This is a genomic window from Pseudomonas sp. A0308 (assembly GCF_044218815.1).
Classification (GTDB): domain Bacteria; phylum Pseudomonadota; class Gammaproteobacteria; order Pseudomonadales; family Pseudomonadaceae; genus Aquipseudomonas; species Aquipseudomonas iridis.
In genome coordinates, this window is sequence record NZ_CP162581.1 from 5,449,371 (window position 1) to 5,464,514 (window position 15,144).

At 55.3% G+C, this 15,144-nt stretch carries 12 protein-coding genes, 2 tRNA genes and 2 rRNA genes; 10 read left to right on the forward strand and 6 right to left on the reverse strand.

What is annotated here, in order from left to right; translation table 11 throughout:
- Positions 1–109: 109 nt before the first annotated feature.
- Positions 110–568 carry a VOC family protein gene (locus AB4P92_RS25255; protein WP_210622938.1) on the reverse strand — a complete coding sequence of 153 codons (459 nt, stop codon included), beginning with the start codon at positions 566–568 and terminating at the stop codon, positions 110–112.
- Positions 569–680: 112 nt separating this feature from the next.
- On the reverse strand, positions 681–1,133 hold the full coding sequence (soxR, locus tag AB4P92_RS25260) for a redox-sensitive transcriptional activator SoxR (RefSeq protein WP_042560196.1): 453 nt from the start codon (positions 1,131–1,133) through the stop codon (positions 681–683).
- A gap of 93 nt (positions 1,134–1,226) precedes the next feature.
- On the opposite strand from soxR, the gene AB4P92_RS25265 reads away from it, so the two are divergent.
- The 5 genes from AB4P92_RS25265 (at position 1,227) to AB4P92_RS25285 (ending at position 5,962) form a co-directional block, all read left to right on the forward strand.
- On the forward strand, positions 1,227–1,592 hold the full coding sequence (locus AB4P92_RS25265) for an antibiotic biosynthesis monooxygenase (protein ID WP_047302280.1): 366 nt from the start codon (positions 1,227–1,229) through the stop codon (positions 1,590–1,592).
- Between the two features lie 151 nt (positions 1,593–1,743).
- A complete protein-coding gene (locus AB4P92_RS25270) occupies positions 1,744–2,013 on the forward strand; it encodes a hypothetical protein (RefSeq protein WP_395598339.1) in 270 nt (89 codons plus the stop codon).
- A 99-nt stretch (positions 2,014–2,112) separates the two neighbouring features.
- Positions 2,113–2,727, forward strand: coding sequence for a LysE family translocator (locus AB4P92_RS25275; RefSeq protein WP_261736356.1), 615 nt, complete (start codon positions 2,113–2,115; stop codon positions 2,725–2,727).
- Positions 2,728–2,932: 205 nt separating this feature from the next.
- Positions 2,933–4,099 (forward strand): aminotransferase class V-fold PLP-dependent enzyme, encoded by a 1,167-nt coding sequence (locus AB4P92_RS25280; protein WP_261736355.1) that lies wholly within the window; start codon positions 2,933–2,935, stop codon positions 4,097–4,099.
- A 54-nt stretch (positions 4,100–4,153) separates the two neighbouring features.
- Entirely contained in the window at positions 4,154–5,962 is a 1,809-nt protein-coding gene (locus AB4P92_RS25285; protein WP_395598340.1) for an aminopeptidase P family protein, read from the forward strand.
- Positions 5,963–6,009: 47 nt separating this feature from the next.
- Here AB4P92_RS25285 and AB4P92_RS25290 read toward each other — a convergent pair whose 3' ends face one another.
- Entirely contained in the window at positions 6,010–6,606 is a 597-nt protein-coding gene (locus tag AB4P92_RS25290; protein ID WP_395598341.1) for a 2-hydroxychromene-2-carboxylate isomerase, read from the reverse strand.
- Positions 6,607–6,643: 37 nt separating this feature from the next.
- Positions 6,644–7,372: an SDR family oxidoreductase gene (locus tag AB4P92_RS25295; RefSeq protein WP_047302269.1), complete on the reverse strand. Its 729-nt coding sequence runs from the start codon at positions 7,370–7,372 to the stop codon at positions 6,644–6,646.
- Positions 7,373–7,464: 92 nt separating this feature from the next.
- On the opposite strand from AB4P92_RS25295, the gene AB4P92_RS25300 reads away from it, so the two are divergent.
- Positions 7,465–8,028 (forward strand): TetR/AcrR family transcriptional regulator, encoded by a 564-nt coding sequence (locus AB4P92_RS25300; RefSeq protein WP_395598342.1) that lies wholly within the window; start codon positions 7,465–7,467, stop codon positions 8,026–8,028.
- Between the two features lies 1 nt (position 8,029).
- Here AB4P92_RS25300 and AB4P92_RS25305 read toward each other — a convergent pair whose 3' ends face one another.
- Together AB4P92_RS25305 and rhtA are read right to left on the reverse strand one after the other, a co-directional pair.
- On the reverse strand, positions 8,030–8,311 hold the full coding sequence (locus tag AB4P92_RS25305) for a hypothetical protein (RefSeq protein WP_042560187.1): 282 nt from the start codon (positions 8,309–8,311) through the stop codon (positions 8,030–8,032).
- Between the two features lie 168 nt (positions 8,312–8,479).
- Positions 8,480–9,367: a threonine/homoserine exporter RhtA gene (rhtA, locus tag AB4P92_RS25310; protein ID WP_042560186.1), complete on the reverse strand. Its 888-nt coding sequence runs from the start codon at positions 9,365–9,367 to the stop codon at positions 8,480–8,482.
- Positions 9,368–10,034: 667 nt separating this feature from the next.
- Here rhtA and AB4P92_RS25315 point away from each other — a divergent pair.
- The 4 genes from AB4P92_RS25315 to AB4P92_RS25330 all read left to right on the forward strand — a co-directional run bounded on the left by AB4P92_RS25315 (position 10,035) and on the right by AB4P92_RS25330 (position 14,992).
- A 16S ribosomal RNA gene (locus tag AB4P92_RS25315) occupies positions 10,035–11,571 on the forward strand.
- 123 nt (positions 11,572–11,694) lie between these two features.
- Positions 11,695–11,771: transfer RNA gene (locus AB4P92_RS25320), tRNA-Ile, on the forward strand.
- A 10-nt stretch (positions 11,772–11,781) separates the two neighbouring features.
- Positions 11,782–11,857 (forward strand) — tRNA-Ala (locus AB4P92_RS25325).
- Between the two features lie 241 nt (positions 11,858–12,098).
- A 23S ribosomal RNA gene (locus AB4P92_RS25330) occupies positions 12,099–14,992 on the forward strand.
- Together the 16S and 23S rRNA genes with 2 tRNA genes alongside form the textbook arrangement of a ribosomal RNA operon.
- Positions 14,993–15,144 lie beyond the last annotated feature (152 nt).

Consider the following 15,144-nt stretch of genomic DNA (forward strand, 5'->3'; position numbering starts at 1 on the left):
TGCCGGATTTGTAAGAGCTTTCGCGAGCAGGCTCGCTCCCACATTTGAAATGCATTCCAAGGTGGGAGCGAGCCTGCTCGCGCGCGAGTCAGTTCGGACACTGATGTAATCAGCCTTGGCTGAACATCTCCATCGCTCGCTGCTTGATCTGCTCTTCAGTCAGATCTTCCTTGTGGGTCGCGAGAAACCACAAATGCCCGTAGGGGTCCTTCAACGTTCCACTGCGATCACCGTAAAACTGATCCTTGACCTCAGACACCACGGTTGCCCCGGCATCCAGCGCCCTTTGGAATGACTTGTCGACATCAGTCACATACAGATGCAAACCGACGGAGACGGTTTGCTCCGGACTGCTCAATGGCCCTTGATCGCACGGCGAGCCGAGCATGATTGCGCTGTCACCAATACGCAGCTCCGCGTGACCGATGCTGCCGTCAGGCATGGCCAGGCGCATGACCTCGGTGGCGCCGAACGCTTTCTTGTAGAAGTCGATGGCCTCGACGGCCTTTTGGATGCCGAGATACGGGGTAATGCTGTGATACCCCTCGGGGATGGGTTTGACGCTCATGACGTTCTCCCTGTTTTTATTTTCCGAAATGTTGCTTCACCGGATTCCCGGAAAAATCACTATAGAACTGTCTTCCCGGCCAGGAATTTCGCCCGACGAGCAGCAGCTCACATTACGTATCCAAAAAGTGCGCCCCCGGCCCTTGCTCACCCAGCACATCGCCCTGATTGCGCAACGGACACGCCTCCATCGACAGGCAGCCACAACCAATGCAGCCGTTGAGCCGGTCGCGCAGCAGCGTAAGTTGATTGATCCGTTCATCCAGTTCCCGTCGCCACTGCTCCGAAAGAAACTTCCAGTCCGCCGCCGTCGGTGCGCGATCGTCCGGGAGGACTTTCAGTGCTTCACCGATCTGCGCAAGCGGAATCCCCAGACGCTGCGCAACTTTGATCAATGCCACTCGGCGCAGCACGGCGCGTGCATAGCGTCGCTGATTGCCGGCATTGCGCTGGCTCCTGATCAAACCCTTGGACTCATAAAAATGCAGGGCAGTGACCGCAACACCGCTGCGCGCCGCGACTTCGCCGACGGTGAGGGGCTTGTGCAGGTTTTCGTTGGTGATCATGGTGAAATTGCTCTTGACCTTGACTTAACTAGAGGTTTTACCCTGCGCTTCTTCGAGTCGCAAGATTCGCCTTACAGATAAGTGGGGAATTTCATGCAAGCATCAGCGAAAAACAGCAGCTTCACCCAATTGATCGAGTTCGAGATCGAGCCTCGCCAGCAGCCGGGGCTGGTCTCGGCGCTGTCGATGCAGACTGAACGCCTGGCTCAGCGCTATCAGGGTTTCGTCAGCGCTAGCGTGCAGGCCAGCGATGATGGCCGGCGGGTATTGAGCTTGCTGCAATGGCAAACCCGCGAGGCGGGGGAAGCGGCGTTCCGCAGTTTCGAAAGCGGTGAACAGGATTTCTGGCAGTTGATCCGCGCCCATCAGGCGAAAACAGTGACCTTCAATTCATTTCAGGTATTGAGCAGCATCGCTCGCAGTCACGACGATGCGTTGCACTGCAACCTGGTCGGTTAGATCGACAGCTTTGTCAGGCGCTCACTTTGGGGAGATATGCGGTTTGGTGACGATTTGCTGATAGCCACTATTGAGAGCGTTGATTTCTGCGCATGCGTGTCGGGGCGTAGCCTTTCTCCATCGACCCCACATTGCTCGCCAGGACGCTCTCATGAATCATTTACTGAGTGTCTCGCTGTTGCTCGCCGTCTCCGTACTCGCCGGATGTGCCAGCCATGTTTCTCCGGAGTTGCGGCCCTACTCGGCAGAAGAATCCCGGGAACTGGCCATGGAGGCACTGAACCGCAGCGGTTTGTCGTTTTACGAATACCATGCAAAAAAAGCCCGATTACTTGGTCAGCCACAGAAGGCCTTCGGTTTTGACAAGCAGGGCGAGATGAGCGCTGAACGTGCCGTACAGCTGCATGGGCGCCCTAGCTGAAAACAAACTGTACTGCTTGAAGTATTAGCCAACTGTCCGTGGGTTTGCCGGGCCGCCTGGGGTAGGGTCTACACCTGAATGACCCTGACGGACTGCACCATGAACCTCTCGCTTGATTTACTAATGGGCTTTGCCCTGTTTGCCCTTGTCACCTCGATTACGCCGGGGCCGAACAACACCATGTTGCTGGCATCGGGCGTCAACTTCGGATTTAACCGCACCATCCCGCATATGCTCGGCATCACCTGTGGATTCTTCGTCCTTGTGGTCGCCGTGGGATTTGGTCTGGGCGCAGTGTTTCAGTCCTATCCGATTCTCTATACGGTCCTGCGCTACGTCGGCGCGGCGTATCTGTTGTATCTGGCATGGAAGATCGCCCATTCGGGGCCGGTCGGTGACAACGTCCAGGGCGACGCCAAACCGATCAGCTACCTGGGCGCCGCGGCGTTCCAGTGGGTCAATCCCAAGGCGTGGATCATGGCCATTGGTGCCATCAGCACGTACACGCCGATGCAGGGATACTTCACCAACGTCGTGGTGATCGCCGCGGTGTTCGCGATCATCAATTTGCCGAGCGTCGGCGTCTGGGCAGCGTGTGGCACGCTGCTGCGCAATGTGCTGAAGGAACCGCGCTGGTTGCGCGTATTCAACTGGGGCATGGCGGCATTGCTGGTGATTTCGTTGTATCCGTTACTTCTTGAAAGCTTTAGCTGACGCGTTGCTTCAACCGCCGACCCGATGCCTGTTAAGCTCGGCTTCAGGAGCGTTCCTACGCACTTTTAAATGAAGTTGTTCTTCTTTAACGGCATCCGATCAGGTATTGATGACGCTCTCGAACCGACGCGCAGCCCACAAGGCTGCGCAGTGCCGTTTGCAGACACGAGCCTCCTGATCCCGGAACACGCTCTGCGAGTCTTTTATGAACACACGTCCGTTGTATTTCGATTACGCCGCCACCACTCCGGTGGACGAGCGGGTCATCCAGGTGATGATCGAATGTCTGGGGTTTCACGGTAACTTCGGCAACCCGGCCTCCAGCTCCCACGCGTTTGGCCAGCAGGCTCGGCAGACGGTCGAGCAGGCCCGCCGGCAAGTCGCCGAACTGGTCGGGGCGCAAGCCGAACAGATCGTCTGGACCTCCGGTGCCACCGAGTCCAATAACCTCGCGCTGAAAGGCGTTGCCCAGGCGCGCGGTGTCTGCGGCGGCCACATCATTACCAGCCAGATCGAACACAAAGCCATCCTCGATACCGCCCGCCAGTTGCAGGACGCCGGCGTTGCCGTGACCTATCTGGTCCCGGACGCTGATGGCTTGATCACGCCGCAGGCGGTCAGCGAGGCGATGCGCGATGACACCTTTCTGGTCTCGCTGATGCTGGTCAACAACGAACTCGGCACTGTCAACGACATCCCGGCCATCGGTGAAATCGTCCGCGGTCGCGAGGCGCTCTTCCATGTCGATGCGGCTCAGGGCGCCGGCAAAGTGGCGATCGACCTGGCGCAGTGGCCAGTGGATCTGATGTCGTTCTCGGCGCACAAACTCTATGGCCCCAAAGGCATTGGCGCGTTGTACGTCGGCCCACGGGCGCAGCAACGCGTGCAGGCACAGATTCATGGTGGCGGACACGAAAGCGGTTTGCGCTCCGGGACGCTGGCGACTCATCAGATTGCCGGAATGGGCGCTGCATTCGCTTTGGCCGCAGGCGTTTTCGATGAAGAGAAAAAATCCATCGTCGCGTTGCGCGAACGCTTGCTCGAACAATTGCTGAGTCTGCCCGGCGTACGTCTTAATGGCAGTGCCAGGCAGCGCATTGCGCACACCTTGAGCCTGACGTTCAGCGAGGGCGATTTCAACAGCGCGGCGCTGAGCCATTCGATCGCGTTTTCCGCGACCTCAGCCTGTAACTCCGCAAGCAACGCGCCATCCCACGTGCTGTTGGCGCTGGGGCATGATGCGCGTCTGGCGGGGCGTACCATTCGTCTGAGCCTCGGCCGTTTCACCACCGCAGAAGATGTCGACAAGGCTTGCGAATTGATCAAGACCGCCTGCGCCAGTGCTCCGGCATTCTGGGCGACAGGGCTTTAACCAGCCGAACCATGGCTACGAACAATAACGAATAAGTGATTAGCAGGAGACATGATGAGTACCCAGACCTTGACCGAAGGATCGGTGCCCCAGCGCCTGGCGCGCACCCGTGAACTGATGCGCCGTGAAGGCATTCATGCGTTGTTGGTGCCTTCTGCCGACCCGCATCTGTCGGAATATTTGCCGGGTTACTGGCAGGGACGGCAGTGGCTGTCGGGCTTTCATGGTTCGGTCGGGACACTGATTGTCACCCTCGATTTCGCCGGTGTCTGGGCCGACAGTCGTTACTGGGAGCAGGCGACCAAGGAACTCAATGGCAGCGGTATCGAACTGGTCAAGCTGCAACCAGGGCAGCCGAGTCCGCTGGACTGGCTGGCTGAACAGACTCCGGAAGGTGGCGTGGTTGCAGTAGACGGGGCTGTGATGGCCGTGGCTTCGGCGCGTACGTTGAGCGGCAAGCTCGAAGCACGTGGCGCGAGTCTGCGTACCGATATCGATCTGCTTAAGGAAGTCTGGAGCGACCGGCCAACTCTGCCAAACGCGCCGATCTATCAGCATCTGCCACCGCAAGCGACCGTAAGCCGCGGCGAAAAACTCGCCAAACTGCGTGAAACCCTGCAGGAGCGCAGCGCCGACTGGCACTTCATCGCCACCCTCGACGACATCGCATGGCTGTTCAACCTGCGCGGCGGCGATGTGTCGTTCAACCCGGTGTTCGTCTCATTCGCCCTGATCAATCAGCAACAAGCGACGCTGTTCGTTGCGTTGAGCAAAGTTGATGCGCCGTTGCGTGCAGTGCTGGAACAGGACGGCGTGACACTGCGCGACTACAGCGAAGTGTCCGATGCCTTGCGCGCCGTGCCGAGCGGCGCGAGCCTTCTGGTGGACCCGGCGCGTGTCACCAGCGGTCTGTTGGATAACCTCGACAATGGCGTAACTCTGGTCGAAGGCTTGAACCCGACCACGTTGGCCAAATCGCAAAAAAGTGAAGCCGACGCCGCGCACATTCGTAAAGCGATGGAGCAGGACGGCGCGGCACTCTGCGAGTTCTTCGCCTGGCTGGAATCGGTCTGGGGTCGTGAGCGCATTACCGAGCTGACCATCGACGAGAAACTCACCGCTGCTCGCGAGCGTCGTCCGGATTATGTGTCGCTGAGTTTCAATACCATCGCTGCCTTCAATGCCAATGGCGCGATGCCGCATTATCACGCTACTGAAGAAGAGCACGCGGTGATCGAGGGGGACGGTCTGTTGCTGATCGACTCCGGTGGTCAATATCTCGGCGGCACGACCGACATCACGCGCATGGTGCCGGTCGGTACGCCGACTGAAGAACAGAAGCGCGATTGCACACGCGTGTTGAAAGGCGTGATTGCGCTGTCGCGGGCACAGTTCCCGAAAGGCATTCTGTCTCCACTGCTCGACGCCATCGCGCGCGCGCCGATCTGGGCTGAAAGTGTGGATTACGGCCACGGCACCGGTCACGGCGTGGGCTACTTCCTCAATGTGCACGAAGGCCCGCAAGTGATTGCCTATCAGGCAGCGCCGTCACCACAGACCGCGATGCAACCGGGGATGATTACTTCGATCGAACCGGGCACTTATCGTCCGGGCCGTTGGGGCGTGCGCATCGAAAACCTGGCGATGAACCGTGAGGCAGGCAGCAGCGAGTTCGGCGACTTCCTCAAGTTTGAAACCTTGACCCTGTGCCCGATCGACACGCGTTGTCTGCTGCCAGACTTGCTGAGTCAGGAAGAAAAACAGTGGTTCAACGCCTACCACGCCGAGGTTCGTGAGCGCTTGAGCCCGTTGCTCGGCGGTGCTGCGCTGGAGTGGCTGAATACGCGTACTGTTGCAATCTGATCGGCATGTGCGGGCGCTGAAATCAGCGCCCGCGTGGTTCTTTCAATTTAGACCTGACGCAATGCTTCCTCGACGAAGTCGAGACGATCCTGACCGAAGAACATCTGATTGCCGATAAACAGGGTCGGAGCACCGAAAACGCCTCGTTTGATGGCGGTTTCGGTGTTGTCCTTCAGCGCCGCCTTGACTGTTTCGTCGTTGGTCAGCGCCAGGACGTCATCGGGCGCAAATCCATGTCCGTTCAACACGGCAGCCACAGTCGCCGGGTCGCTCAGGTTTTTGCCCTCCACCCACAACGCCGTGAACAAGCAATCGACAAACGCCTGAAAGCGTTCCGGTTGGCGCAGTTGTATGCCGGTGACGGCGCGCATCAACAGCAGCGTATTGATCGGAAAGTGTGGATTGAAATTGAGAGCTACACCATAGCGTTTGGCGTAGCGGTCCAGATCCTGAAACATGTAGCGGCCCTTGGCCGGGATCATTGCCGGTGAAGCGTTGCCGGTAGCTTTGAACACACCGCCCAGCAGCATCGGAATGTAGGTCAGCTGACTATTGGTTTCTGCGCAGATCCTGGGTAGTTGGGTGTAGGCCAGATAAGTGGCAGGGCTGCCGAGGTCGAAATAGAACTCCACGGTTTTGGTCATTTTCGCTGCTCTCTATTTATTGTTATGGGCGGTGGGTTTACCAGCGTTCGTTCCAGGGGCGCAGATCCAGCTCGAACGTCCATGCATCGCGTGGCTGGTTGTGCAGATACCAGTAATTTTCGGCGATGTGCTCGGGATCGAGGATGCCGTCCTGATCCTTGGTGGCGTATTTCTCGGGGAAACTGTTGCGGATGAAATCCGTATCAATGGCACCATCGACCACGATGTGGGCAACATGAATGTTCATCGGGCCCAATTCGCGAGCCATGCTTTGTGCGAGCGCGCGGATGCCGTGCTTGGCGCCGGCGAATGCGGCGAAACCCGATGAGCCGCGCAGTCCGGCAGTTGCACCGGTAAACAGAATGGTTCCACGTTTACGCGTGACCATGCGTTTGGCCACTTCGCGGGCATTGAGAAAACCTGAGAAACAAGCCATCTCCCAGATCTTGAAGTATTTGCGAGCGGTTTCTTCAAGGATGCTGCACGGCACGTTGGCACCGATGTTGAAGACAAAAGCCTCAATCGGGCCGAGGCGGGCTTCGATGTCTTCGATCAGCGCGATGACTTCTTCTTCCTTGCGCGCATCGCAAGCAAAGCCGTGAGCTTCGCCGCCTTCGGCCTGAATCGCGTCCACCAGCGGCTGCAATTTATCGGCACTGCGCCGCGTGACGCACGCAACGAATCCTTCTTTGGCAAAGCGCTTGGCAATCGCGCCACCCGTGGCATCACCCGCACCGACAACCAATACGACCTTCTTGTTATTCATGGGTGAACCCCTTTGGTAAACGATCGTTAAGTGAACGAACGTTATGCTAGGATTCGACCAGCGTCAAGGTGGTCAATTCGAGGGCAAACAACATGCGTTACTCCGCCAATCACAAGCTGGAAACCCAAGAAAAACTATTGCAGAGCAGTGCGCTGTCGGCCAAGCGATCCGGGTTTTCCACGGTCGGCGTCGATGGTTTGATGAAGGCTATAGGGCTCAGCGGTGCAGCGTTCTATAGTCATTTCTCATCCAAGGATGCGTTGTTCACTGCCATCGTCGAGCGTGAGTTGGGGCAAAGTCTTGAGCGACTGGGCGGGCAGGAGGGGCAGGATCGTGAGCGGCTGGAGCGTTGCCTCAAACACTATTTGAGCATGGCTCACGTAGAGCAGCCTGAATCCGGCTGTGCTTTGCCGGCGTTAGGCGCGGAAATCGCCCGTTCGGATATTCAGGTGCGTGAGCAGGCCCAGATGTGGATCTGCAAGCTTCAGGACAGTTGGGCGCAGATCCTTGGGAGCGACAGCCTGGCATGGTCGATTCTGTCGCAGTGCGTTGGTGCGTTGGTAGTGGCGCGAATGCTGGCCACGCCGGACGTTCAGCGCAAGGTGCTGGAGTCCAGCCGCGACGAAATTGGGCGTCAGATCTCCCGGCAGCCGTGATCTATTTACAGATGACGATCATGCTGCGGCTAGTGTAGCCAGCGGGATTGAGGCCGAATGGATAGTCGCCGGGCTCCTCTACGGAATCCCCTGACTTGGCGATGACCTTGTAGCCTTTCGGGGCGCAGGAGTTGGCTGCGCTGGTATAGCACTTGTCCCAAGAGGACGAGAGTCCCGAACAGTTGATGTGCAGCCCTTTCTTGCCGTGCTTCACCTGGGTTTTCGAGGTCGCCGCACAGCCCGCAACTGCGAGTACGGCAATCAATATCAAAATTCGTTTCATTACCGTCCTTATAGCTGCCGCGAGTCTGATGCTCCGGTCTGCCTGTATTCGCTTGCGCTCTCAGCGTTTCGAAATCCCTGTCGGAAAAAATCCATATCTGGCATTGGGTTGCGAGCCTAAACATGGCCTAAATGAACGCCAATTGCCAGACCTTCGTCAAATCCTGTTTCAATCTGCCGCAATGGCAGGCTTGGCGGCGCTACCCATGGTCATGGTCGCGCCAACGGAAGCCAGAATAATGCACATGATCGCCATCCATTGTGACAGCGTGAGGTATTCCTGCAAAAACAGCAGACCCGACAGCGCGCCGAATGCCGGTTCGATACTCATCAATGTACCGAAGGTCCTCGCGGGCATTCGGGTGAGAGCAACCATTTCCAGGGTGTAGGGCAGGGCGGTGGACAGGATGGCGACGCCGATCGCAATCGGGATCAGCGAGGGTGTGAGTAGCGCTGCGCCGGCATGCACGATGCCGATGGGAGCCACGAACAGCGCCGCGATCATCACCCCTAGCGCTGCAGTCGTGACGCCGTTATCAGCACCGGCCCTCTGACCAAACAGAATGTATAGCGCCCAGCAGATCCCGGCACCCAATGCATACCCGGCCCCAACCAGGTCGATTCCCGCAGTTGTCGCCCCCGTCGGTATCAATAGCACCAGGCCGGCTATGGCCAGGCCGATCCACAGAAAATCGATGGCGCGCCGGGATGCATATATAGCTACGGCCAATGGGCCGGTAAATTCGAGAGCAACGGCGATGCCCAGCGGCACTGTGCGCAATGACATATAGAAGAGGAAGTTCATGCCTCCCAACGCCATGCCGTAGACGATTACCGTACGCAGCGACTTGGCTGTCAGCTTTGCTCGCCAGGGGCGCAGCAATAGAAGCATGATCACACTTGCGAAAATCAGGCGCAGGGTTGTCGTCCCCTGAGCGCCCACCACTGGAAACATGCTTTTGGCCAGTGATGCACCGGACTGGATGGATGCCATGGCTATCAATAGCAGGCCAACCGGGAACAGCATTGAGGCAAGAGAGCGGGGTTGGTCATTCATTGCGCGGCATCGTCCAAGGTAAGAGCGGGGTATTGTTGTAGATAGTGGGCAATATATTGCGCATTCATGCCTCTGACGTCTATATATAAGCAGGATTTTCGGAAGTTTCGATAAAATCGAAATTAGCGGTTGACGGCAGATTCCAGACGTCTATAATTCGCCCCACTTCCGGCGCAGTCGAAACGGAAAACTCCTTGAGATTCAATGAGTTAAGTAGGTTTCGAGAGTGGGTCGCTTCAGTTCATCGAAGCCTGGAAGGAGTTGGAAGAGCGGTGATGTTTGGCTCTTTTAACGGTTCGATCTTCTCGGTCGAAAGCGGAGAAAAAGAGGTGTTGACAACAGCGAGTAACGCTGTAGAATTCGCCTCCCGCTAACGAGAGATCGGAAGCGCAAGTGGTTGAAGTTGTTGAAGAATTCTTCGAAAACTTCTGAAAATAATCACTTGACAGCAAATGAGGCTGCTGTAGAATGCGCGCCTCGGTTGAGACGAAAGATCTTAACCAACCGCTCTTTAACAACTGAATCAAGCAATTCGTGTGGGTGCTTGTGGAGTCAGACTGATAGTCAACAAGATTATCAGCATCACAAGTTACTCCGCGAGAAATCAAAGATGTAACCAACGATTGCTGAGCCAAGTTTAGGGTTTCTTAAAAACCCAAAGATGTTTGAACTGAAGAGTTTGATCATGGCTCAGATTGAACGCTGGCGGCAGGCCTAACACATGCAAGTCGAGCGGATGACAGGAGCTTGCTCCTGAATTCAGCGGCGGACGGGTGAGTAATGCCTAGGAATCTGCCTGGTAGTGGGGGACAACGTTTCGAAAGGAACGCTAATACCGCATACGTCCTACGGGAGAAAGCAGGGGACCTTCGGGCCTTGCGCTATCAGATGAGCCTAGGTCGGATTAGCTAGTTGGTGAGGTAATGGCTCACCAAGGCGACGATCCGTAACTGGTCTGAGAGGATGATCAGTCACACTGGAACTGAGACACGGTCCAGACTCCTACGGGAGGCAGCAGTGGGGAATATTGGACAATGGGCGAAAGCCTGATCCAGCCATGCCGCGTGTGTGAAGAAGGTCTTCGGATTGTAAAGCACTTTAAGTTGGGAGGAAGGGCATTAACCTAATACGTTAGTGTTTTGACGTTACCGACAGAATAAGCACCGGCTAACTCTGTGCCAGCAGCCGCGGTAATACAGAGGGTGCAAGCGTTAATCGGAATTACTGGGCGTAAAGCGCGCGTAGGTGGTTTGTTAAGTTGGATGTGAAATCCCCGGGCTCAACCTGGGAACTGCATTCAAAACTGACAAGCTAGAGTATGGTAGAGGGTGGTGGAATTTCCTGTGTAGCGGTGAAATGCGTAGATATAGGAAGGAACACCAGTGGCGAAGGCGACCACCTGGACTGATACTGACACTGAGGTGCGAAAGCGTGGGGAGCAAACAGGATTAGATACCCTGGTAGTCCACGCCGTAAACGATGTCAACTAGCCGTTGGGAGCCTTGAGCTCTTAGTGGCGCAGCTAACGCATTAAGTTGACCGCCTGGGGAGTACGGCCGCAAGGTTAAAACTCAAATGAATTGACGGGGGCCCGCACAAGCGGTGGAGCATGTGGTTTAATTCGAAGCAACGCGAAGAACCTTACCAGGCCTTGACATCCAATGAACTTTCCAGAGATGGATTGGTGCCTTCGGGAACATTGAGACAGGTGCTGCATGGCTGTCGTCAGCTCGTGTCGTGAGATGTTGGGTTAAGTCCCGTAACGAGCGCAACCCTTGTCCTTAGTTACCAGCACGTAATGGTGGGCACTCTAAGGAGACTGCCGGTGACAAACCGGAGGAAGGTGGGGATGACGTCAAGTCATCATGGCCCTTACGGCCTGGGCTACACACGTGCTACAATGGTCGGTACAAAGGGTTGCCAAGCCGCGAGGTGGAGCTAATCCCATAAAACCGATCGTAGTCCGGATCGCAGTCTGCAACTCGACTGCGTGAAGTCGGAATCGCTAGTAATCGTGAATCAGAATGTCACGGTGAATACGTTCCCGGGCCTTGTACACACCGCCCGTCACACCATGGGAGTGGGTTGCACCAGAAGTAGCTAGTCTAACCTTCGGGGGGACGGTTACCACGGTGTGATTCATGACTGGGGTGAAGTCGTAACAAGGTAGCCGTAGGGGAACCTGCGGCTGGATCACCTCCTTAATCGACGACATCAGCTGCTCCATGAGCTCCCACACGAATTGCTTGATTCATTGAAGAAGACGATAGAAGCAGCTTTAAGCTCCAAGCTGATAGCTCTGAGCTAACAGTTACAAGCTCGAAATTGGGTCTGTAGCTCAGTTGGTTAGAGCGCACCCCTGATAAGGGTGAGGTCGGCAGTTCGAATCTGCCCAGACCCACCAATTTTGTTATGGGGCCATAGCTCAGCTGGGAGAGCGCCTGCCTTGCACGCAGGAGGTCAGCGGTTCGATCCCGCTTGGCTCCACCATAAACTGCTTCGAAAGTTTGAGAGTTTAGAAATGAATATTCGCACTGAATATTGATTTCTAGTCTTTTGATTAGATCGTTCTTTAAAAATTTGGGTATGTGATAGAAAGATAGACTGAACGTTACTTTCACTGGTAACGGATCAGGCTAAGGTAAAATTTGTGAGTTACTCTGAATTGAGTATTATCGAATTTTCGGCGAATGTCGTCTTCACAGTATAACCAGATTGCTTGGGGTTATATGGTCAAGTGAAGAAGCGCATACGGTGGATGCCTTGGCAGTCAGAGGCGATGAAAGACGTGGTAGCCTGCGAAAAGCTTCGGGGAGTCGGCAAACAGACTTTGATCCGGAGATGTCTGAATGGGGGAACCCAGCCATCATAAGATGGTTATCTTGTACTGAATACATAGGTGCAAGAGGCGAACCAGGGGAACTGAAACATCTAAGTACCCTGAGGAAAAGAAATCAACCGAGATTCCCTTAGTAGTGGCGAGCGAACGGGGACTAGCCCTTAAGTGGCTTTGAGATTAGCGGAACGCTCTGGAAAGTGCGGCCATAGTGGGTGATAGCCCTGTACGCGAAAATCTCTTAGTCATGAAATCGAGTAGGACGGAGCACGAGAAACTTTGTCTGAATATGGGGGGACCATCCTCCAAGGCTAAATACTACTGACTGACCGATAGTGAACTAGTACCGTGAGGGAAAGGCGAAAAGAACCCCGGAGAGGGGAGTGAAATAGATCCTGAAACCGTATGCGTACAAGCAGTGGGAGCAGACTTTGTTCTGTGACTGCGTACCTTTTGTATAATGGGTCAGCGACTTATTTTCAGTGGCGAGCTTAACCGAATAGGGGAGGCGTAGCGAAAGCGAGTCTTAATAGGGCGTCTAGTCGCTGGGAATAGACCCGAAACCGGGCGATCTATCCATGGGCAGGTTGAAGGTTGGGTAACACTAACTGGAGGACCGAACCGACTACCGTTGAAAAGTTAGCGGATGACCTGTGGATCGGAGTGAAAGGCTAATCAAGCTCGGAGATAGCTGGTTCTCCTCGAAAGCTATTTAGGTAGCGCCTCATGTATCACTGTAGGGGGTAGAGCACTGTTTCGGCTAGGGGGTCATCCCGACTTACCAAACCGATGCAAACTCCGAATACCTACAAGTGCCGAGCATGGGAGACACACGGCGGGTGCTAACGTCCGTCGTGAAAAGGGAAACAACCCAGACCGTCAGCTAAGGTCCCAAAGTTATGGTTAAGTGGGAAACGATGTGGGAAGGCTTAGACAGCTAGGAGGTTGGCTTAGAAGCAGCCACCCTTTAAAGAAAGCGTAATAGCTCACTAGTCGAGTCGGCCTGCGCGGAAGATGTAACGGGGCTCAAACCATACACCGAAGCTACGGGTATCATCTTAGGATGATGCGGTAGAGGAGCGTTCTGTAAGCCTGTGAAGGTGAGTTGAGAAGCTTGCTGGAGGTATCAGAAGTGCGAATGCTGACATGAGTAACGACAATGGGTGTGAAAAACACCCACGCCGAAAGACCAAGGTTTCCTGCGCAACGTTAATCGACGCAGGGTTAGTCGGTCCCTAAGGCGAGGCTGAAAAGCGTAGTCGATGGAAAACAGGTTAATATTCCTGTACTTCTGGTTATTGCGATGGAGGGACGGAGAAGGCTAGGCCAGCTTGGCGTTGGTTGTCCAAGTTTAAGGTGGTAGGCTGGAATCTTAGGTAAATCCGGGATTCTAAGGCCGAGAGCTGATGACGAGTCATCTTTTAGATGACGAAGTGGTTGATGCCATGCTTCCAAGAAAAGCTTCTAAGCTTCAGGTAACCAGGAACCGTACCCCAAACCGACACAGGTGGTTGGGTAGAGAATACCAAGGCGCTTGAGAGAACTCGGGTGAAGGAACTAGGCAAAATGGCACCGTAACTTCGGGAGAAGGTGCGCCGGTGAGGGTGAAGGACTTGCTCCGTAAGCTCATGCCGGTCGAAGATACCAGGCCGCTGCGACTGTTTATTAAAAACACAGCACTCTGCAAACACGAAAGTGGACGTATAGGGTGTGACGCCTGCCCGGTGCCGGAAGGTTAATTGATGGGGTTAGCTAACGCGAAGCTCTTGATCGAAGCCCCGGTAAACGGCGGCCGTAACTATAACGGTCCTAAGGTAGCGAAATTCCTTGTCGGGTAAGTTCCGACCTGCACGAATGGCGTAACGATGGCGGCGCTGTCTCCACCCGAGACTCAGTGAAATTGAAATCGCTGTGAAGATGCAGTGTATCCGCGGCTAGACGGAAAGACCCCGTGAACCTTTACTATAGCTTTGCACTGGACTTTGAATTTGCTTGTGTAGGATAGGTGGGAGGCTTTGAAGCGTGGACGCCAGTTCGCGTGGAGCCAACCTTGAAATACCACCCTGGCAACTTTGAGGTTCTAACTCAGGTCCGTTATCCGGATCGAGGACAGTGTATGGTGGGTAGTTTGACTGGGGCGGTCTCCTCCTAAAGAGTAACGGAGGAGTACGAAGGTGCGCTCAGACCGGTCGGAAATCGGTCGTAGAGTATAAAGGCAAAAGCGCGCTTGACTGCGAGACAGACACGTCGAGCAGGTACGAAAGTAGGTCTTAGTGATCCGGTGGTTCTGTATGGAAGGGCCATCGCTCAACGGATAAAAGGTACTCCGGGGATAACAGGCTGATACCGCCCAAGAGTTCATATCGACGGCGGTGTTTGGCACCTCGATGTCGGCTCATCACATCCTGGGGCTGAAGCCGGTCCCAAGGGTATGGCTGTTCGCCATTTAAAGTGGTACGCGAGCTGGGTTTAGAACGTCGTGAGACAGTTCGGTCCCTATCTGCCGTGGACGTTTGAGATTTGAGAGGGGCTGCTCCTAGTACGAGAGGACCGGAGTGGACGAACCTCTGGTGTTCCGGTTGTCACGCCAGTGGCATTGCCGGGTAGCTATGTTCGGGAAAGATAACCGCTGAAAGCATCTAAGCGGGAAACTTGCCTCAAGATGAGATCTCACTGGAACCTTGAGTTCCCTGAAGGGCCGTCGAAGACTACGACGTTGATAGGTTGGGTGTGTAAGCGCTGTGAGGCGTTGAGCTAACCAATACTAATTGCCCGTGAGGCTTGACCATATAACACCCAAGCAATTTGACTACTCGAAAGAGCATCAGATTGCGGTGTGTGAAGACGAAACGAACCGAAAGTTCGATGTTCACAAACACCGAAAGCTGTCACATACCCAATTTGCTGAAGCGAGGCCATCTGGTCGCGACTCAGTACCCGA